The 20,056-nt window shown below is 67.3% G+C and carries 18 protein-coding genes and 1 riboswitch; of the genes, 12 read left to right on the top strand and 6 right to left on the bottom strand.

Going from position 1 to position 20,056, the window contains the following annotated elements:
• The first annotated feature begins 167 nt into the window (after positions 1-167).
• From flhA to metF, 7 genes are all read left to right on the top strand, one after another.
• Positions 168-2,267, top strand: a complete 2,100-nt coding sequence (flhA, locus tag OHZ10_RS01130) for a flagellar biosynthesis protein FlhA (RefSeq protein WP_059232690.1) — start codon at positions 168-170, stop codon at positions 2,265-2,267.
• The gene (gene flhF / locus OHZ10_RS01135; protein WP_342703399.1) at positions 2,264-4,009 is read left to right on the top strand and encodes a flagellar biosynthesis protein FlhF; all 1,746 of its coding nucleotides are present in this window, start codon (positions 2,264-2,266) and stop codon (positions 4,007-4,009) included. The genes flhA and flhF overlap by 4 nt, the downstream gene beginning before the upstream one ends.
• On the top strand, positions 4,002-4,820 hold the full coding sequence (locus tag OHZ10_RS01140; RefSeq protein ID WP_059232688.1) for a flagellar biosynthesis protein FlhG: 819 nt from the start codon (positions 4,002-4,004) through the stop codon (positions 4,818-4,820). The genes flhF and OHZ10_RS01140 overlap by 8 nt, the downstream gene beginning before the upstream one ends.
• 18 nt (positions 4,821-4,838) lie before the next feature.
• The gene (locus OHZ10_RS01145) at positions 4,839-5,573 is read left to right on the top strand and encodes an RNA polymerase sigma factor FliA (RefSeq protein WP_059232687.1); all 735 of its coding nucleotides are present in this window, start codon (positions 4,839-4,841) and stop codon (positions 5,571-5,573) included.
• 98 nt (positions 5,574-5,671) lie between these two features.
• Positions 5,672-5,785, top strand: a riboswitch (S-adenosyl-L-homocysteine riboswitch).
• A gap of 32 nt (positions 5,786-5,817) precedes the next feature.
• Positions 5,818-7,236: an adenosylhomocysteinase gene (gene ahcY / locus OHZ10_RS01150; protein WP_059232686.1), complete on the top strand. Its 1,419-nt coding sequence runs from the start codon at positions 5,818-5,820 to the stop codon at positions 7,234-7,236.
• A gap of 98 nt (positions 7,237-7,334) precedes the next feature.
• Positions 7,335-7,688 (top strand): phage holin family protein, encoded by a 354-nt coding sequence (locus OHZ10_RS01155; RefSeq protein ID WP_006477367.1) that lies wholly within the window; start codon positions 7,335-7,337, stop codon positions 7,686-7,688.
• 34 nt (positions 7,689-7,722) lie between these two features.
• Positions 7,723-8,553 carry a methylenetetrahydrofolate reductase [NAD(P)H] gene (metF, locus tag OHZ10_RS01160; RefSeq protein WP_059232685.1) on the top strand — a complete coding sequence of 277 codons (831 nt, stop codon included), beginning with the start codon at positions 7,723-7,725 and terminating at the stop codon, positions 8,551-8,553.
• 126 nt (positions 8,554-8,679) lie between these two features.
• On the opposite strand, the gene OHZ10_RS01165 is transcribed toward metF, so the two are convergent.
• Together OHZ10_RS01165 and OHZ10_RS01170 are read right to left on the bottom strand one after the other, a co-directional pair.
• Positions 8,680-10,158 (bottom strand): amidase, encoded by a 1,479-nt coding sequence (locus OHZ10_RS01165; protein ID WP_174994495.1) that lies wholly within the window; start codon positions 10,156-10,158, stop codon positions 8,680-8,682.
• An 82-nt stretch (positions 10,159-10,240) separates the two neighbouring features.
• Positions 10,241-10,933 (bottom strand): dienelactone hydrolase family protein, encoded by a 693-nt coding sequence (locus tag OHZ10_RS01170; protein WP_059232683.1) that lies wholly within the window; start codon positions 10,931-10,933, stop codon positions 10,241-10,243.
• Positions 10,934-11,156: 223 nt separating this feature from the next.
• Here OHZ10_RS01170 and OHZ10_RS01175 point away from each other — a divergent pair, with 223 nt between their 5' ends.
• The gene (locus OHZ10_RS01175; RefSeq protein WP_342703401.1) at positions 11,157-12,236 is read left to right on the top strand and encodes a nitronate monooxygenase; all 1,080 of its coding nucleotides are present in this window, start codon (positions 11,157-11,159) and stop codon (positions 12,234-12,236) included.
• Between the two features lie 418 nt (positions 12,237-12,654).
• Positions 12,655-13,797, top strand: coding sequence for a branched-chain amino acid ABC transporter substrate-binding protein (locus OHZ10_RS01180; protein ID WP_059232681.1), 1,143 nt, complete (start codon positions 12,655-12,657; stop codon positions 13,795-13,797).
• 94 nt (positions 13,798-13,891) lie between these two features.
• Here OHZ10_RS01180 and OHZ10_RS01185 read toward each other — a convergent pair whose 3' ends face one another.
• A complete protein-coding gene (locus tag OHZ10_RS01185; protein ID WP_174994496.1) occupies positions 13,892-15,109 on the bottom strand; it encodes an MFS transporter in 1,218 nt (405 codons plus the stop codon).
• 221 nt (positions 15,110-15,330) lie between these two features.
• Here OHZ10_RS01185 and OHZ10_RS01190 point away from each other — a divergent pair, with 221 nt between their 5' ends.
• The 3 genes from OHZ10_RS01190 (at position 15,331) to OHZ10_RS01200 (ending at position 18,039) form a co-directional block, all read left to right on the top strand.
• Positions 15,331-15,990 (top strand): HugZ family protein, encoded by a 660-nt coding sequence (locus tag OHZ10_RS01190; protein ID WP_256085451.1) that lies wholly within the window; start codon positions 15,331-15,333, stop codon positions 15,988-15,990.
• 356 nt (positions 15,991-16,346) lie between these two features.
• Positions 16,347-16,640 carry an H-NS family nucleoid-associated regulatory protein gene (locus OHZ10_RS01195; protein WP_006491875.1) on the top strand — a complete coding sequence of 98 codons (294 nt, stop codon included), beginning with the start codon at positions 16,347-16,349 and terminating at the stop codon, positions 16,638-16,640.
• A gap of 241 nt (positions 16,641-16,881) precedes the next feature.
• Positions 16,882-18,039, top strand: coding sequence for a cation diffusion facilitator family transporter (locus OHZ10_RS01200; RefSeq protein WP_059232679.1), 1,158 nt, complete (start codon positions 16,882-16,884; stop codon positions 18,037-18,039).
• Positions 18,040-18,090: 51 nt separating this feature from the next.
• Here OHZ10_RS01200 and OHZ10_RS01205 read toward each other — a convergent pair whose 3' ends face one another.
• From OHZ10_RS01205 to OHZ10_RS01215, 3 genes are all read right to left on the bottom strand, one after another.
• Positions 18,091-18,561 carry an Lrp/AsnC family transcriptional regulator gene (locus OHZ10_RS01205; protein WP_006477376.1) on the bottom strand — a complete coding sequence of 157 codons (471 nt, stop codon included), beginning with the start codon at positions 18,559-18,561 and terminating at the stop codon, positions 18,091-18,093.
• Positions 18,562-18,640: 79 nt separating this feature from the next.
• Positions 18,641-19,300 carry an exonuclease gene (locus OHZ10_RS01210; protein ID WP_256085452.1) on the bottom strand — a complete coding sequence of 220 codons (660 nt, stop codon included), beginning with the start codon at positions 19,298-19,300 and terminating at the stop codon, positions 18,641-18,643.
• Positions 19,297-19,941 carry an MBL fold metallo-hydrolase gene (locus OHZ10_RS01215; protein WP_059232678.1) on the bottom strand — a complete coding sequence of 215 codons (645 nt, stop codon included), beginning with the start codon at positions 19,939-19,941 and terminating at the stop codon, positions 19,297-19,299. Before OHZ10_RS01215 ends, OHZ10_RS01210 begins: the two co-directional genes overlap by 4 nt.
• Between the last annotated feature and the right edge of the window lie 115 nt (positions 19,942-20,056).

Raw genomic sequence — 20,056 nt, forward strand, 5'->3', positions numbered from 1 at the left:
CCGGAGTACGCGCTGAAGCGCTACGCCGGATCGACACGTTCGCGGCTGTCCGAGGGGGCGGCTGCCGTCCACGGCCGGCTTTGCAAAGCCGGCCGGCTGCGCGGGCGCGGAGCGATGCTCCGCGAATTCCCCGCTACGCCCCTTGGGTCGGCCCGGCGGGAGGCGGCATGAGCACCCCGACCGGCCTGTTCGCGAAGCGCCCGAACCTGCTGGCAGGCACGAACCTGCGCGCGCTCGCGGGCCCGATCCTCATCTGCATGATCCTGGGGATGATGATCCTGCCGCTGCCGCCGCTGCTGCTGGATCTGTTGTTCACGTTCAACATCGCGCTGTCGGTGATGGTGCTGCTCGTCAGCATGTACACGATGAAGCCGCTCGACTTCGCGGCGTTCCCGAGCGTGCTGCTGTTCTCGACGCTGCTGCGCCTGTCGCTGAACGTCGCGTCGACGCGCGTCGTGCTGCTCGAAGGCCACACGGGCCCCGATGCGGCCGGCCAGGTGATCGAGGCGTTCGGCCACTTCCTCGTCGGCGGCAACTTCGCGGTCGGCATCGTCGTGTTCGTGATCCTGATGATCATCAACTTCATGGTGATCACGAAGGGCGCGGGGCGGATCGCCGAAGTGTCCGCGCGCTTCACGCTCGATGCGATGCCCGGCAAGCAGATGGCGATCGACGCCGACCTGAACGCGGGCCTCATCAACGAGGAACAGGCCCGCAAGCGCCGCCAGGCCGTGTCGCAGGAGGCCGAGTTCTACGGGTCGATGGACGGCGCGTCGAAGTTCGTGCGCGGCGACGCGATCGCCGGCCTGATCATCATGGCGATCAACGTGATCGGCGGGCTGATCGTCGGGATGGTCCAGCACGACATGAGCTTCGCGGCGGCCGGCACGAACTACACGCTGCTGACGATCGGCGACGGCCTCGTCGCACAGATCCCGTCGCTCGTGATCTCGACCGCGGCCGGCGTGATCGTGTCGCGCGTCGCGACCGACGAGGACATCGGCACGCAGATCACCGGCCAGCTGTTCACGAACCCGCGCGTGCTGGCGATCACCGGCGTGATCATCGTGATCATGGGGCTGATCCCCGGGATGCCGCATTTCGCGTTCCTCGGGCTCGGCGGCGGCGCGATCTGGCTGGCCCGCACGCAGACCAAGCGCGCGGCGGCCCGCAAGGCGGCCGGCGACGTGAGCGACATCGCACCGCCCGCCGTGCTGCCGTCCGACAGCCACGAGGCGACCTGGGACGACGTGCAGCTGATCGACCCGCTCGGCCTCGAAGTCGGCTACCGGCTGATCCCGCTCGTCGACAAGAACAGCGACGGCGAGCTGCTCAAGCGGATCAAGAGCATCCGCAAGAAATTCGCGCAGGAAATCGGCTTCCTGCCGCCGGTGATCCATATCCGCGACAACCTCGAACTGCGGCCGAACGCATACCGGATCGCGCTGAAGGGCGTCGAGATCGGCGTCGGCGAAGTGTTCCCGGGCCAGTGGCTCGCGATCAACCCGGGCCAGGTGACGGCCGCGCTGCCGGGCGCCGTCACGCAGGATCCCGCGTTCGGGCTGCCGGCCGTGTGGATCGACGTCGCGCTGCGCGAGCAGGCGCAGGTGTACGGCTACACGGTGGTCGACGCGAGCACGGTCGTCGCGACGCACCTGAACCATCTCGTCGTCCAGCACGCGGCCGAGCTGCTCGGCCGCCAGGAAGTGCAGGCGCTCGTCGAGCGCACCGGCAAGGACGCACCGTCGCTCGTCGAGGACCTCGTGCCGAAGACGATCTCGCTGACGACGCTGCAGAAGGTGCTGCAGAACCTGCTCGAGGAAGGCGTGCCGATCCGCGACATGCGCACGATTCTCGAGGCCGTGTCCGAGCATGCGGGCCGCGGCGATGCGTTCGAGATCACGGCCGCCGTGCGGCTCGCGCTCGGCCGTGCGATCACGCAGCAGTGGTATCCGGGCGCCGGCGAAATGCAGGTGATGGGCCTCGACGCGAATCTGGAACGCGTGCTGTCGCAGGCGCTCGCCACCGGCGCGAACCCGGGCCTCGAACCCGGCCTCGCGCACAACCTTCTGACCGGCACGCAGCAAGCGATGCTGCGTCAACAAAATCTTGGGCTGCCGCCCGTGCTGCTCGTGCAGCACGCGCTGCGCGCGATGCTCGCGCGTTTCCTGCGCCGCAGCCTGCCGCAATTGAAAGTGCTGTCGTATGCCGAAGTGCCGGACACACGCACGATCAAAGTCGTTAACGTCATCGGGGGTTCCGCTTGAACATTCGCAAATTCACCGGCGCAACGAGCCGCGACGCACTTCGTCTCGTGCGCGAGGCACTCGGCGCCGACGCGGTCGTGCTGTCGAACCGCACGCTCGATGACGGCAGCGTCGAAATCGTTGCACTCGCCGATTCGGACCTCGCCGCGGTGGCGCCCCCCGCCGCCCGCCCGCGCCTCGCCACGCCGCGCCTGCCGGAATCCGTGCCGGCGGCCGCCGTGCCGGGCATCGTGTCGCGCCCGGGCGCCGTCCCGGCTCGCCCGGCCATCAATCCGTACGCGGCCGGCGAAGGCGGGCTGCCGGACGTGTTCTCGTCCGTGTTCGGCGCGAGCGCTGACGCGGAAGAGCTGGACGTGCATCCTTCGCTGCCCGACGCGGACGCGGCATCGCCGTCGATCGCCGCGCCGGCCGCCGGAGCGCCGGCCGCCGCTTCCGAACCCGCGCCGTGGCTGGTCGAGCACGCGAAGCGCCTGACGCAGCAGCGCGACGCGCTGATCGCGCGTGCGCAGGCGCCTGCCGCGCCGCAGCCCGCACCCGCGCCGCAGGCCGCCGCCAGCACGACGCCGCCCGACTGGGCGCGCGACATCGTGCGCGACGCCGAGCGCCGGATCCCGGCCGCCGCGACTCGCACGCCCGACACGGGCGCCACGTCCGCTGCCAAGGCGGCCGAACGCGCGCGCCTGTCCGCCGATGCGGCCGCCGCGGTGGCCGATGCGGTGAAGTCGCGCATCGAGCGGATCGTCAACGACACGGTGATGCAGGAGCTCGGCGCGCTGCGCGGGATGATGGAAGAGCAGTTCGACAGCCTGAGGTGGCACGACCGCCAGCGTCGCAGCGCCGTGCATGGCGCGCTGACGAAGCACCTGTTTGCGGCCGGCTTCTCCGCGCAGCTCGTGCGGATGCTGGTCGACAACCTGCCGTCCGGCGACGGCGCGCAGACTTTCGAGCAGGCTGCCGAATGGGCGCAGTCGGTGCTCGCGTCGAACCTGCCGGTGCTCGACAGCGAGGATGCGCTGATGGAGCGCGGCGGCGTGTTCGCGCTGATGGGGCCGACGGGCGTCGGCAAGACGACGACCACGGCGAAGCTGGCCGCGCGCTGCGTGATGCGCTTCGGCGCGAGCAAGGTCGCGCTGCTGACCACCGACAGCTACCGGATCGGCGGCCACGAGCAGCTGCGCATCTTCGGCAAGATCCTCGGCGTTCCGGTCCACGCGGTGAAGGATGCGGGCGATCTCGCGCTCGCGCTGTCCGAACTGCGCAACAAGCACATCGTGCTGATCGACACGATCGGGATGAGCCAGCGCGATCGCGCGGTGTCCGACCAGATCGCGATGCTGCACGGCGCGAACACTCCGGTGCAGCGCCTGCTGCTGCTGAACGCGACGAGCCACGGCGACACGCTCAACGAAGTCGTGCAGGCGTACCGCAGCGCGGGCGAGCATCCGCATGCGGCATCCCCGGACCTCGCCGGCTGCATCCTCACGAAGCTCGACGAGGCGACCCACCTCGGCGGCGTGCTCGATACGGTGATCCGCTACAAGCTGCCGATCCACTACGTGTCGACCGGCCAGAAGGTGCCGGAGAACCTGTACGTCGCGTCGACCAAATTCCTGCTGAAGAGCGCGTTCTGTGTGCCGCGCGACGGCTCGCCCTTCGTGCCGCAGGACGAGGACATGCCGACGCTGCTGTCCGCATTGACCGCACGTTCCACTGCCGAGCTGCACGAGGTGCGATTTGGATAAACGGATCATCGATCAGGCCGAAGGGCTGCGGCGCCTGCTCGCCGGGCGCGCGTCGCGCATCGTCGCGGTGACGGGCGGGCCGGCGGGTGTCGGCTGCACGTCCACCATCGTGAACCTCGCGGCGGCGCTCGCATCGCTCGGCAAGGACGTGCTCGTCGTCGACGAACGTGCCGACGTGCACTCGGCCAGCGCGACGCTGGCCGGCGCATGGCTGCGCGACGGCGAGCGCACGCGGGTGGCGGCCGGCTTCGGCCTGTGCGCCGCCGCGCGGCTCGCGCGGGCCGGCTACAGCGACGCGCAGCTGAGCGATTTCATCGACGGCCCGGCCGATATCGTCCTCGTCGACGCGCAGCTCGGCGCCGACGGTTCGTTCTCGGCGCTCGCCCGCGAAGCGCACGACGTGCTGGTCGTCACGCGGGTCGCCGCGCAGGCGATCACCGAGGCGTACGCGTGCATGAAGCGGCTGCATTTCGCGCATGCGTTCGCGCAGTTCCGCGTGCTGACCAATCACGTCGGCAGCCATGCGGACGCGAAGACCGCCTTCGACAACCTCGCGGGCGTCGCGAGCCGCTACCTGACCGTGTCGATCGCCGACGCGGGTTGCGTGAGCGCCGATCCGCTCGTCGAGCATGCGCGCGAACTGACGCATGCGGTGGTCGATGCGTTCCCGTCGTCGGCCGCCGCGCGCGACTACCGGCAGATTGCCGCGGACCTGCTGTACTGGCCGATGCGCCCGCGTTCGGGTGCGGGTCGCGCCGTCCACGCGGGTGGCAAGCCGTCGTATGAGGCGGGCGCGGCACACGCCGCGTGAGCGCCTAAGGAGAGAGCCATGATGTACAACGCTCAAGGAAAGATGTCCCAGGCCGACGTGCTCGCGCAATACGCGCCGCTCGTGCGCCGCCTCGGGCTGCAGCTCGTCGCGAAGATGCCGGCGAGCGTCGATCTCGACGACCTGATCCAGGCTGGCATGATCGGCCTGATGGACGCGGCCGGCCGCTACAAGGAAGACCAGGGCGCGCAGTTCGAGACCTACGCGACGCAGCGCATCCGCGGCGCGATGCTCGACGAGCTGCGCAGCAACGACTGGCTGCCGCGCAGCCTGCGCAAGACGTCGCGCGAGGTCGAGCACGCGGTGCACCAGGTCGAGCAGCATCTCGGCCGCTCGGCGAGCGAGACCGAGATCGCGGAACACCTGAACATGCCGCTCGACGAATACCAGGGGATGCTGCAGGACCTGCACGGTAGCCAGCTCATCTACTACGAGGATTTCGACCGCGCGGCCGACGACGAGCCGTTCCTCGACCGTTATCGTGTCGATCACGCCGATCCGCTGTCGGCGCTGCTCGACGAGCACCTGCGCGAGGCCCTCGTCGAGGCGATCGAGCGGCTGCCGGAGCGCGAGAAGCTGCTGATGTCGCTGTACTACGAACGGGGTCTGAATCTGCGCGAGATCGGCGCGGTGCTCGAAGTGAGCGAGTCGCGCGTGTGCCAGCTGCACAGCCAGGCCGTCGCGCGCCTGCGTGCGCGGCTGCGCGAACAGGCGTGGGTCGGCGCGGAATCCTGACCCTTTGCTGACGGCCGCGCGCGCCGACGCCGCGCGCTCGTGCCAGGGTTGCGCGGTGCTTGCGCATTCCGCGCGCCGATTTGCTACAATCCCCTCCGTTTTCCGAGGAGCGTTGCGACGGACATCTGTGTCCGCCAGGCTCGGAAGGCTTCACCAAGCAGCCGTGCGGCGATGTCGCGCCGGCCCCGCTTCCTGAACGGCGCTCACGTCACCAATCTAGAAACTTTTTAGAAAGGAGGGCGTGATGAACGCCATTATCGATTCCAAGGCTTCCCACGATTACGTCGTCGCCGACATGGCGCTGGCCGGCTGGGGCCGCAAGGAACTCAACATCGCCGAGACCGAAATGCCGGGCCTCGTGCAGATCCGCGACGAATACAAGGCAGAGCAGCCGCTGAAGGGTGCGCGCATTGCCGGTTCGCTGCACATGACGATCCAGACGGGCGTGCTGATCGAGACGCTGAAGGCGCTCGGCGCGGACGTCCGCTGGGCGTCGTGCAACATCTTCTCGACGCAGGATCACGCTGCGGCCGCGATCGTCGAAGCCGGCACGCCGGTGTTCGCGTTCAAGGGCGAATCGCTCGACGAATACTGGGAGTTCTCGCACCGCATCTTCGAATGGCCGAACGGCGAATTCGCGAACATGATCCTGGACGACGGCGGCGACGCAACGCTGCTGCTGATCCTCGGCTCGAAGGCCGAGAAGGACCGTTCGGTGATCGCGAAGCCGACCAACGAGGAAGAAGTCGCGCTGTACAAGTCGATCGCGAAGCACCTCGACATCGACGCGACCTGGTACTCGAAGCGCCTCGCGCACATCAAGGGCGTGACCGAGGAAACCACGACCGGCGTGCACCGCCTGTACCAGATGGAAAAGGACGGCCGCCTGCCGTTCCCGGCGTTCAACGTGAACGATTCGGTCACGAAGTCGAAGTTCGACAACCTGTACGGCTGCCGCGAGTCGCTGGTCGACGGCATCAAGCGCGCGACCGACGTGATGATCGCGGGCAAGGTCGCGGTCGTCGCGGGCTACGGCGACGTGGGCAAGGGCTGCGCGCAGTCGCTGCGCGGCCTCGGCGCGACCGTGTGGGTCACCGAAATCGATCCGATCTGCGCGCTGCAGGCGGCGATGGAAGGCTACCGCGTCGTGACGATGGAATACGCAGCCGACAAGGCCGACATCTTCGTGACGGCCACCGGCAACTTCCACGTGATCGGCCATGACCACATGAAGGCGATGCGCCACAACGCGATCGTCTGCAACATCGGTCACTTCGATTCGGAAATCGACGTTGCGTCGACTCGCCAGTACCAGTGGGAAAACATCAAGCCGCAGGTCGACCACATCATTTTCCCGGACGGCAAGCGCGTGATCCTGCTGGCGGAAGGCCGCCTCGTGAACCTCGGCTGCGCGACCGGCCACCCGTCGTTCGTGATGTCGAACTCGTTCGCGAACCAGACGCTCGCGCAGATCGAGCTGTTCGTGCGCGGCAACGAGTACGAGAACAAGGTGTACGTGCTGCCGAAGCATCTCGATGAAAAGGTCGCGCGCCTGCACCTCGCGCGCATCGGCGCGAACCTGTCCGTGCTGTCGGACGAGCAGGCTTCGTACATCGGCGTGCAGAAGGACGGCCCGTTCAAGCCGAACCACTACCGCTACTGATGTACGGCCGCCGCCGTGCCGTGCACGCCCCGCTGCGGGGCGTGCGGCGCGGCGGCGGCGATTGATCGTACCGATCGACCACCGAACCGGAGCACTCCATGAGCGTCATCCTCACCTGGGTCATCAACGCGCTCGCGCTGCTGATCATCACGTACCTCGTGCCGTCGATCCACATCAAGAGCTTCGGCACCGCGCTGATCATCGCGGTCGTGCTCGGGCTGATCAACACGGTGATCCGCCCGGTGCTGATCCTGCTGACGCTGCCCGTCACGATCGTCACGCTCGGGGTGTTCATCCTCGTCGTGAACGCGTTGTGCTTCTGGTTCGCGTCGTCGCTGCTGAAGGGCTTCGAGGTGTCGGGGTTCTGGTCCGCGTTCTTCGGTTCGATCCTGTACAGCATCGTGTCGTGGCTGCTGTCCGCCCTGATCTTCGGCCAGCGCGACATCGGCTGAGGGCGGGCGGGCGCAGGCCCAACCCCATCGAATCATGAAACCGATCGAACTCTCGTTTGAATTCTTCCCGCCGAAGACGGCGGACGGTGTCGAAAAGCTGCGCGCGACCCGTGCGCAGCTGCTGCCGCTGAAGCCGAAATTCGTCTCCGTGACGTTCGGCGCCGGCGGTTCGACGCAGCAGGGCACGCTCGATACCGTGCTCGACATGCAAAAGGACGGCCTCGAGGCCGCGCCGCACCTGTCGTGCATCGGCTCGTCGCGCGACAGCCTGCGTGCGATCCTCGACCAGTATCGCTCGCACGGCATCCGGCACATCGTCGCGCTGCGCGGCGACCTGCCGTCGGGGATGGGCGAGGTGGGCGAGCTGCGCTATGCGTCCGAGCTCGTCAGCTTCATCCGCGCCGAGCATGGCGACTGGTTCCACATCGAAGTCGCCGGCTATCCGGAGTACCACCCGCAATCGCGCTCGCCGAAGGCCGATCTCGAGAATTTCGCGCGCAAGGTGAAAGCCGGCGCGAATTCCGCGATCACGCAGTATTTCTTCAACGCGGACGCGTATTTCCGCTTCGTCGACGATGCGCGCAAGCTGGGCGTGGACGTGCCGATCGTGCCGGGCATCATGCCGATCACGAACTTCTCGCAGCTGATGCGCTTCTCCGAGATGTGCGGCGCCGAAGTGCCGCGCTGGGTCGCGCGCCGGCTCGAAAGCTTCGGCGACGATCGCGAGTCGATCCGCGCGTTCGGCGCGGACGTCGTCACGGGCCTGTGCCAGCGCCTGATCGATGCGGGCGTGCCGGGTCTGCACTTCTATACGCTGAACGCAGCGACCGCCACGCGGACGATCTGCGAACGGCTCGTCGTGTAAGCGCGGTCACGCGGTTGCATGCGCAAAAGCCCCGCCGGGTTCGCCGGCGGGGCTTTTTTATCGTGACGCGTGACGCGTGACGCGTGGTGCGTGGTGCGTGGTGCGTGGCGCAGGCGCGTGCGCGCGTCAGCGCTGCGCCTGCATCAGCGGCGGGCGGCGGTCGAACCACGGCCGCGCTTGTTCGAGCTGCCGTGCAAGCCTGAGCAGCAGCGCTTCGTCGGCATGACGCGCAGCGAACTGCACGCCGATCGGCAGCCCGCGCGCATTCCAGTAGAGCGGCACCGACATCGCCGGCTGGCCGGTCAGGTTGAACAGCTCGGTGCAGCCGGCCCACGCGAACGCCTTCTCCGACGACCTCGCGAGCATTTCCTTCAGCAGCGGCTTCACCGGCAACGCGGCGAGCAGCTTCATCTGCGCGGATTCGAACGGCGTCGGCTGCAGCTCGCCGATCTTCACCGGCGGCGCCGCGAGCGACGCGCACAGGATCGCGTCGTAGCGCGACACGAGGCCGGAAACCTGCACGGTCAGCTGACGCTGCCATTCGAGTACGTCCGGCAGGCGCGTGCGCGCGAGGCGCCGGCCGACCACCGCCATTGCCCAGGTCGCGGCCTCGAATTCGCCGCGTCGCGGCGTGCGGCCGGTCAGTTCGCGTGCGCCGAGCACCATTTCCTCGGCGATCGTCGCCCACAGCGTGAGGAAGGTTTCGGCCGCGCGCGCGTAGTCGACATGCAGCGTCGCCGGTTCGACGTGATGGCCGAGCGATTCGAGCAGTGCGGCCGCATCGTCGAGCGCCGCGCGCGTGTCGTCGGCGAGTGCCGGCGCGAGCATCGGATCGACGACGAGGCCGATCCGCAGCGGGCCGGGCGGCGTGTCGAGTGCGCCGAGGAACGTGCCGGGCGCGCCGTGCGGCAGCGTCTGGCCGGTTGTCACGTCGAGCAGCAGCGCGCTGTCGCGCACGCTGCGCGATACCGCATGCTGGACGACGAGCTCGCCGTTCGACGGCAGGTCGACGAGCACCGGGTTGCGGCTCGGTTTCAGGCCGAACAGCCCGCAGCACGATGCGGGGATGCGGATCGAGCCGCCGCCGTCGGACGCATGCGCGAGCGGCACGATGCCGGCCGCGACGGCTGCCGCCGCGCCGCCGCTCGAGCCGCCGGGTGTGTGGTCTAGATTCCACGGGTTGCGGCACGCGCCGAACAGCTCGGGTTCGGTGTACGGCATCTGGCCGATTTCCGACGTGTTGGTCTTGCCGAACACGTTCAGGCCCGCCGCGCGGCTGCGCGCGATCACCGGCGAATCGTCGGCCGGCACGAAGTAGCGGTAGTGCCGGCTGCCCATCGACAGCGGCAGCCCGGCCACCGCCGCGCCGAGATCCTTGACGAGATACGGGACGCCCGCGAACGGCGCATCGGCGCCGGATTCCGTTGCGGCGGTCGCGCGCTGGCGCGCGGCTTCGTAGTCCTGCAGCACGATCGCGTTGATCGCGCTATTGACCGCCTCGGCCTGGCCGATCGCGGCGTCGAGCAGTTCGCGCGGGCTCGCCTGGCGGTCGCGCACGAGCGCCGCGAGGCCGATCGCGTCATGCGCGAGATAGTCCGAGTGCATCGCAGTCACCCCCGTTGTGACGCGTGGCGATGATGGGAGCATAACGCGGACCCGGCGCACCGGGCCCGCAGCCGGGCGCTTTTTACAGGTGCTCGGCGAGGAACGTCAGCGTGCGGCCGTGTGCGAGCGCCGCTGCGCGCTGGTGGTACGACGCGCGGTCCGTGCAGTTGAAGCCGTGCTCGGCGCCCGGATAAACGTGGAAGGACGCGTGGCCGTGGCCGGCGAACGCGGCCTTCACCTGGTCGACGGCCGTGAGCGGGATCCCGTGGTCGTTTTCCGCGTAGTGGAACAGGATCGGCTGCGTGACCTTGTCGGCGAGGTCGAGTGCATTCTGGATGCCGCCGCCGTAATAGGACACCGCCGCGTCGAGCTTGCCGGTCGCGGCCGCACGGTACGCGAGCTGGCCGCCGAAGCAGTAGCCGATCGCGGCGACCTTGCCGGCCACTTCGGGGCGGGCACGCAACGCGTCGGCTGCCGCGCCGATGTCGGCCACCGCGAGACCCACGTCGGTCTTCTTCATCAGTTCGATGCCCTTGTCGCGATCCGCGCCTTCGTAGGTCAGCTCGACGCGCGGCTGCGTGCGCCAGAACACGTCCGGCGCGAGCGCGACGAAGCCGTCGGACGCGTACTGGTCGGCGACCGCACGGATGTGCGAGTTCACGCCGAAGATCTCCTGGATGATGATGACGGCTGGGCCCGTGCCGCGCTTGGGCAGCGCGAGATAGCCGCCGAAGCTGTCGTTACCGGTCGGGATGTCGATCCATTGGGCAGTCACGTTCTGAACTCCTGGCGAACGGGATGCGCGATGCGCACCCCGGGGTGAAAGAGGGCGGCCTAGTGTGCCACCAATCGTCGGGTGATGCAGGGCGCGCGCCCGCTTCTCGCGCAGCGATCGTTTCGATCTCGATTATTCATTTTTCGGCGCTGCGCCGCTTCGATAGAGTCAATGTGTTGGCCTTTACAAAGCGCTTTCGCGCATCGTCATCGAAGGATTCGCCATGTCTGCCCGTCAGTTTTCCACCCCCTTTTCCGAACGCTTCGGCCTGCGCCTGCCGCTCGTGCAGGCGCCGATGGTCGGCGCGACCACGACCGCGATGGTCGCCGCCGCATCGAACGCCGGCGCGCTCGGCAGCCTCGGCGCCGCCGCCTTCGCGCCCGAGCGCCTCGCCACCGAAGTCGACGCCATTCGCGCGGCGACCGATCGCCCGTTCGCGGTCAACCTGTTCGTGCTGCCGGACGCCGCGCCCGATGCGGCGACCGTCGCGCGCGCATTGGCGGCGATCGACCCGCTGAACGCGGCGCTCGGCTTGCCGCCGGGCACGGCGCCTGCCCGCTACGCGCCCGATTTTCGCGCGCAGCTCGATGCACTCGTCGCATTGCGCGTGCCGGTCGCGAGCTTCACGTTCGGCGTGCTCGACGCGGCCGACGTCGCGCGGCTGAAGGCGGCCGGCACCTATGTGATCGGCACCGCGACGCACGTGGCCGAAGGGCTCGCGTGGCAGGCGGCCGGCGCCGACGCGCTGTCCGCGCAGGGTGCCGAGGCGGGCGGCCATCGCGGCACGTTCATCGGTTCCGCCGACGATGCGCTGATCGGCACGCTCGCGCTCGTGCCGCAGCTCGTCGATGCGACCGGCCTGCCCGTGCTCGCCGCGGGCGGCATCATGGACGGCCGCGGGATCGCGGCCGCGCTCGCGCTCGGCGCGCAGGGCGCCCAGCTCGGCACCGCGTTTCTCACCTGTGCGGAAAGCGCGATCGCGGCAGACTGGAAGGCGCGCCTGCTCGCGAGCACCGATACGTCGACGCAGGTCACGCGTGCGATCACCGGCCGCCATGCGCGCGGGCTGCGCAACACGCTGATGGCGCGGCTCGGCCAACACGTGGCCGACGTCGCACCGTACCCGGTGCAGAACGCGCTGACCCAGCCGCTGCGCCAGGCCGCCGCGCGTGCGAACGACGGCGACTACCTGTCGCTGTGGGCCGGGCAGGGCGCGCCGCTCGCGCGGCGGCGCGGCGATGCGCTGACGACGTCGCAACTCGTCGCCGCGCTCGATGCCGAATGGCGCGCAACGGCCGCTTGAATCGTTCATATCGGACGACGAAACGCGCGTGTTGTCACGCGCGTTTCATTCAATGATCCCGGGCACAAAATACCGAATCGAAATGCCCCGGGAATCTTTTAAAACGACCTTTCGGCGGGTCGCCCTGAATTAGCGGAAACCCTTATCCGGCGGGGCTTGCGGCGATATTCGAGTGGTTGCTCCAAAGTGCGCATATCAGTAGTGTTACCACTACCCCAAAAAAGTCCCACAAATTAATTTGATCACCTACACTTGCGCGCAAGTACGGACGGGTGGCTGCTAAAAGCGGCTGTTTTCACGTGCTTGAGGCCAAGTGCATGAACGATGCAACCGGCGAATCGTCCAGTGATTGCAAACACAGGGATGGCAGCGGGGCACCGGGCGATGGCGTTTATTGGGACCGAAACTGGAGACTTACATGAATATCAAGATGCAAAAGCTGTTGCCGATCACCGCCGCGGCGATGCTGTGCGTTGCAGCTGCAAGCAACGCGGCCGCCGATCAAGTCGTCAAGATCGGCCACGTCGCGCCCTTGACGGGCGGTATTGCACACCTGGGCAAGGACAACGAAAACGGCGCACGTCTCGCAGTCGAGGAGATCAACGCGAAGGGTCTCACGGTCGGCGGCCAGAAGATCACGCTGCAACTCGACCCGCAGGATGACGCCGCCGACCCGCGGCAGGCCACGCAGGTTGCGCAGAAGCTCGTCGACGACAAGGTCGTCGCGGTGGTCGGCCACCTGAACTCGGGCACGTCGATCCCGGCCTCGAAGATCTACAGCGATGCGGGCATCGTACAGATCTCGCCGTCGGCGACCAACCCGGCGTACACGCAGCAAGGCTTCAAGACCACGTACCGCGTGGTCGCGACCGATGCGCAGCAGGGCCCGGCACTGGCGAACTACGCGCACTCGAAGGGCATCAAGAGCGTGGCGGTGGTCGACGATTCGACCGCCTACGGCCAGGGTCTCGCGAACGAGTTCGAGAAGAAGGCGAAGGCGCTCGGCCTGAAGGTGATGTCGCATGACGCGACGAACGACAAGGCGGTCGACTTCCGCGCGATTCTGACCAAGATCAAGGGCGAGAATCCGGACGCGATCATGTACGGCGGCATGGACGCCACCGGCGGCCCGTTCGCGAAACAGGCGAAGCAGCTCGGCCTGCGCGCGAAGATCTTCGCAGGCGACGGCGTGTGCACGGAAAAGCTGGCCGACCTGGCTGGCGATGCGACCGACAACGTCGTGTGCTCGGAAGCCGGTGCGTCGCTCGAGAAGATGCCGGGCGGCGGCGCGTTCAAGGCGAAGTACGAGAAGCGCTTCGGCCAGCCGATCCAGATCTACGCACCGTTCACGTATGACGCCGTGTACATCATCGCCGATGCGATGAAGCGCGCGAACTCGACGGACCCGGCGAAGATCCTCGCGGCCATGCCGGCGACGAACTACACGGGCGTGATCGGCACGACGACCTTCGACTCGAAGGGCGACCTGCAGCACGGCGTGATCTCGCTGTACAACTACAAGGGCGGCAAGAAGTCGCTGCTCGACGAAGTGAAGATGTAACGCAACAAGCGGTCAACAGAAGGGGTGAAAGCGCGCATGCGGCAACGCATGCGCGCTTTCTTTTTGGCCGTTCGGGCCGGCGTGGGCCGGGTGGTCAGATCTTCAGGTGCGCGAGCACCTTCGGCGCGATGGCCGCAACGAGCGCCGCGCACAGCGCGACGACCGACAGGCCGATCGTCAGGTTCGCGGCCTGCGCGACCGCACCGATCACGACCGGACCGAACAGCAGTCCGAAATACGCGAGCCCGGCCACGTGCGCGAGCCCTTCGGCCGCGTGGATGCCCTTCACGCGCGCGGCGGCCGCGAACAGCACGGGCATCATGTTGGCCAGGCCGAGGCCCATCAGCGTGAAGCCGGTCAGCACCGCGACCGGATTCGGCAGCAGCAGCGCGCCGATCATCCCCGCGCATGCGAGCGACGCGCTCGCGAACACGAGCTGCGGCGCGCCGAAGCGCGCACGCACGGCGTCGCCCGCGAAGCGGGCGATGGCCATCCCGCCCGAGAACGCCGCATACGCGGCGCTCGCGAGCGCAGGGCTCGCCGCAACGACGTCGCGCATGTAGACCGTCGCCCAGTCGTACATCGCGCCTTCGGCGATCAGTGCAATCAGCGCGATGCCGCCGAGCATCCACAGTGCGGGCGAGCGCCAGCGGTTGCCGCCGCCGTGCGCCTGTTCGTGGTGCGGCACATGCGGCAGCACGGCCGGGCCTGCGGCCACGAGCACCGCGGCGCTCACCGCCGCCGCGAGCGCGAGATGCGCGGCCGGCGCCATGCCGGCCGACAGCAGCGCGCCGCCGGCCGCTGCGCCCGACATCCCGCCGATGCTGAACATCCCGTGCAGCGACGACATGATCGGCTTGCCGAGCGCGATCTCGACCGCGCTGGCCTCGGCGTTCATCGCGACGTCGAGCGTCGCCATCGAAAAGCCGAACAGCGCGAGCACCGCGAGCAGCATCCAGTAGTCGGGCACGACGAGGATCAGCGCCGCGCACGCGGACATCACGAGCCCGCCGGCGAGGCACGCGGTGCGCGAGCCGACGCGGGCGATCCAGCGCGCGATGGTCAGCATCGCGGCGATCGAGCCGCCGGCGACCGCGAACAGCGCGATCGACAGCAGGCCGGGGCTCAGCGCGAACTTGTCGCGCACGGTCGGTACATGCACGCCCCATGACGCGTACATCATGCCGGCGACGAAGAACAGCGCCATCGACGCGGTGCGCGCCCGCTGGCGGGCCGGCAGCGGCAGCACGCGGTGCGCGTCGGGCGGCGCGGCGAACGGGGACGACGATTCGGGAGAGGAGGATTCGGACACGGGAAGGCTCGTCAAAAAATGCACGGGCGCGCGCGGCGCCCGCCGGAATCGTCCGATTCTATCGAACCGCTTACGATCCTGCCGGACGCCGGACGCCGGACGCCGGACGCCGGACGCCGGACGCCGACCGTTCGGCCGATGCGCGGCGCGTTGCGCCAGCGGGTAACATCGAAGCGCGCACGGCAAGCCCGGCGTACCGCCCTTCGACCGCAGGAGTCCTCTTGAACATCGATCCCGCCCTTGCCCTGCATCTGCTGCACCGCTGCGCGCTCGGCACGCTCGCCACCCATGCGCGCGATCCGCAGGGTTTCCCGTATCCGACGGTCGTTCCGTTTGCACCCGATGCAAGCCATCGGCCCGTCATCCTCGTGAGCGGCCTGGCCGAGCACACCCGCAACCTTGCCGCCGATCCGCGCGCGGGCTTCCTCGTCGTCGATGCGACCGATGGCGACGTCCTGAACGCCGAGCGCGCAACGCTGCTCGGCCGGTTCGTGCCGCTGGGAGACGATCCGCACGTCGCGGCGCGCTATCTGCGCTACGAACCGGACGCCGCGCGCTATCTCGCCCTCGGCGATTTCGCGTTCTGGGCGCTCGATGTCGAACGGCTGCGCTATATCGGCGGTTTCGGGCGGATGGGCTGGGTCGACGGCACGCATCTCGATGCACTGCCGTCGCTTGCGTTCGACGACGAACAGGCGCTGTGGGAGGCCTACGACGGGGGCGCGGCACGTCGCGACGGGCTCGATTTGCTCGGTGTCGATCGCCACGGCGCCGACTGGCGTTGCGACGGCCGCCGCGTGCGCACGCCATTCGACGCGCCGTCGGCCGATACCGGGGCGCTGCGCGACCGGCTGATGGCATGCGCACGGGATGTGACGTGACGTCGCGGGTCAGTGATTTGTCCGTTTAGCAAACCGCGTCATGTGGTTTTTGCAAAGCTGTCGTCCGATGAAAGCTTCGATTTTCCCGAATAGAGGGTAATTGCGTATGTTGATAGCCCGAATAGGCAATCACTAATGTCCTAATCTCTGTGTACGCGCGTAAAAATTTGAGAAAAGGCCGCAGCCGGTCAAAATGACATGCGCGAATTACAATGGGTCTCGGGATTTTCATGAATCTCTCTTCTATCAAATCTTTTTTGTGCTAATCTCTGCCTTCGAAAATCCGAGGCACATATATTTCATGAATGGTGAGCTGGCTGCAGACCGGCGCCATTGGTCAGATAGAAAGGGAAACTATGTCTTCTTACAAGGACCTGCTGGCCCAGCGGGAGAAGCTGGAGAAGCAAATCGAAGAAGCAAAGTCGCGTGAATACGCTGAAGTGCTGAATGACGTGAAGCAGAAAATTGCCGACTATGGCTTTTCGCTCGCCGAACTCGGTCTCAGCCGCGCGAAGGCAGGTAAGGTTGGCCGTCCGCGCGCAGGCGTGGCCGCGAAGTACCGCGATCCGGAAACGGGCGCAACGTGGTCGGGCCGCGGCAAGCCGCCGCGCTGGATTGCCGGCAAGAACCGCGAACAGTTTGCGATTTAAACGTTTGTTTAAGTCGCCTGTGCTTCAAAAAAGCCGCGTGTCCGTTCAGGAGCGCGGCTTTTTTGTTTCCGGGCACCGCCGGCGCGCAAACATTGTCATAAAAATGTAAGAATCCGGCGTGAATGAAAATGCGACACGTTCGTATAAGCGGTTGATTTAAATGAGAAATTTGTGGGTATTGGAAGGGGTTGCGGAGCGCTTTTGATAGAATTGCGTATCGCACACCGATATCTCATATTTCATGTCCACCTTTTCCGGCGACGCGCAGAGCGCGGATAAGCACGCCGTTGCGCGCAAGAGCACGCTTGTCAGTATTGTTCTGAATGTCGTCCTGGCGACATTTCAGATCGCCGTTGGTGTGATTGCGCATTCGCAGGCATTGATTGCTGACGGTGTGCATTCGATATCCGATTTGATCTCGGATTTTGTCGTGCTGGTTGCGAATCGCCATAGCGGCGCATCGCCGGATGCCGACCACAATTACGGCCATAGCCGCTACGAGACGGTCGCGTCATTGTTTCTCGGCGCGATCCTGATTGCGGTCGGGATCGGCATGCTCTGGCGCGCCGGCGACCGCCTCGTTAATCTCGAAAACATCCCGGCCGTGCATTTTTCCGCGCTGATTGTTGCGTTGACCGTGCTCGTGTCGAAGGAGGCGCTGTTTCGCTACATGCTGCGCGAGGCGCGGCGCGTGCGCTCGGCGATGCTTGTCGCGAACGCCTGGCATGCGCGTTCGGATGCCGCGTCGTCACTCGTGGTCGCGATCGGTATCGTCGGCAGCCTGGCCGGCGTGCGGTTGCTCGACCCGATCGCCGCGGCGATCGTCGGCTTCATGGTCGCGCGCATGGGCTGGACGTTCGGCTATGACGCGTTGCAGGACCTCTCGGATCGCGCGCTCGATACGGCCGACACGGCCGAGATCCGCGCGCTGCTCGCCGCGACACCCGGCGTGCGCGATGTGCACGACCTGCGGACGCGCAAGATGGGCGATGCCGCGCTCGTCGATGCGCACATTCTCGTCGATCCGAAGATCTCCGTCTCCGAAGGGCATTACATCGCCGAGACCGCGCGGGCGCGCGTCCTGTCCGACCCGCGCGTGCTCGATGCGCTGATCCATGTCGACCCCGAGAACGACGCGGCGCGCCGTCCGGCGCTCGCGCTGCCGCCGCGCGGCGAGATTGCCGCACGGCTCGAGGCCGCGCTCGCGCGGCGCGGGCTGCGTGCGGCGACGATCAACCTGCATTACCTGAGTACGGGGCTCGAGATCGACGTGACGCTCGCCAGCGATCCGCGCGATACCGACGCGACGCTGGCCGGCCGGATCGACGTCGGCGCGCTGGAGCGCGAGTTCGGCGCACGCCGGATCGGCTTTACGCGCGCGATGCCCGCGCAGGTGTAACCCGCGGCCGGTAACTGCGAACGCGGCGAACCGGCCGTGCCGGCCCGTGCGTTACAGCGGCAGTTGCGTGTCGAACTTGATTTCGCGCAGCACGACGCTCGTGCGCACCTGCGACACGGCCGGGATCTTGAAGATCCGTTCGTGCAGGAACACGTCGTAGGCCTTGATGTCCGGTGCGACGATCTTGAGGATGTAATCGGCTTCGCCGGTCGTGCTGTAGCACTCGGTGACTTCCGGGCAGGTCGCGATCTCGCGCTCGAACTGCTCGACGCCGCCTTCGTTGTGGCGCGTCAGGTGCACGTGCGCGAGCGCGCAGACGTGCAGCCCGAGCTTCTCGCGATCGAGCAGCGCCGTGTAGCGCTGGATCACGCCCGACTGTTCCATGTCCTTGATGCGGCGCCAGCACGGCGTGCTCGACAGGCCGACCTGGTCGGAGATTTCCTGTACGGAACGGCGCGCGTCGAGCTGCAACAGGCGAAGGATTTTTTGCGAAAAGGAATCGAGCGTCACCTGCGCCTCCATGCGGCAGCAACAACATGCTGAATGTTAGAGGGCCGGGAAAGGAAACGCAATCTGGTGTGGCGCTGCTGAGCGAGATTCGCTAATTTGCCCGCGGATCCGTGGGATTTTGCCCCGCCCCCGCGTTTTCCGACTGATCGGTGTCCGACACGGCGAGGCCCGCGAGCGCGGCCTGCTGCCGGCGCAGGTCGGCGAGCATGTTGCAGAACAGCGCGCCTTGTTCGATCGCGTCGTCGAGCGCGACGTGCGTATGCGGATGGTCGTCGAACCAGTGCTTCGGAAAGCGCGGCTTGATCGCCTTGCGGTACGGCAGGCCGGTCATCGCGAACGCGAGCGTCTTGATGTCGAGTGCCGACCACGAGAACGGGCAGCGTCCCGCGAAGCGCATCATGTACCAGAACATGAACGTGAAATCGAAGCCGGCCGGCATGGCGACGAACACCGGCTTGCCGGGCAGCGCCTCGACCCAGTCGACGTATGCGACCAGCGCCGCCTCCGGCGCCTGCAGGTCGCGCCGGCACGCGGCCCAGGCTTCGGGCTCGGTTTTCCACCAGGCTTCCTGCACCGGGTGCGCCTGCGCGCCGGGCAGCGTCTCGAGGTTCGCCGAGAAGGTCGCGATCAACTGCTTGTCCTCGGTGTAGGCGGCCGATGCGAAGCTCAGCATCGAGTGCGGGCCGGGGATCGGGCCGTCGGCCTCGACGTCGGTGCTGACGTAGATTTCCGGGATGGCAGTCTGGTTCATCCGAACACCTTGTCGGACACGAACGGGTTCGTGCGGCGCTCGTCGCCGAACGTCGACACCGGGCCGTGGCCCGGCACGAACGTGACGTCGTCACCGAGCGGCCACAGCTTTTCCTTGATCGAACGGACGAGATCCTCGTGATTGCCGCGCGGGAAATCGGTCCGGCCGATCGAGCCGGCGAACAGCACGTCGCCGACGATCGCGACGCGATGCTCGCGGCTGAAGAACACGACGTGGCCGGGCGTGTGGCCCGGGCAGTGATAGACCTCGAGCGTCTCGTCGCCGAACTGTACGGTGTCGCCGTCGTTCAGCCACTGGTCGGGCTCGAAGGTGTCGGCGGCCGGGAAACCGAAGCGTTCGCTCTGCATCGGCAGCTTCTCGATCCAGAAGCGTTCTTCTTCCTGCGGCCCCTCGATCGGCACGCCGTAGTGCGTCGCGAGCGTCTTCGCGCCCGCACAGTGATCGATGTGCCCGTGCGTGAGCAGCACCTTCTCGACCTGCACGTTTTGCCGCGCGACTTCCTGCTGGATCCGGTCGAGATCGCCGCCCGGATCGACGACGGCGGCACGGCCCGTTTTCTCGCAGACGAGCAGCGAGCAGTTCTGCTGGAACGGCGTGACCGGAATGAGCGTGACTTTCATGAGGGCACCGGCGGCTAAAAGGAGCGATTGTACCGGTCGCGCGCGCCGCCTGCCGCTCGTGCGCCGCGTGCCGAGGCGTGCGGACGAGGGCATTCCCGGGGCATGTCGATTGTTA

Origin of the sequence: Burkholderia arboris (genome assembly GCF_038723655.1) — a bacterium.
GTDB lineage: Bacteria > Pseudomonadota > Gammaproteobacteria > Burkholderiales > Burkholderiaceae > Burkholderia > Burkholderia arboris.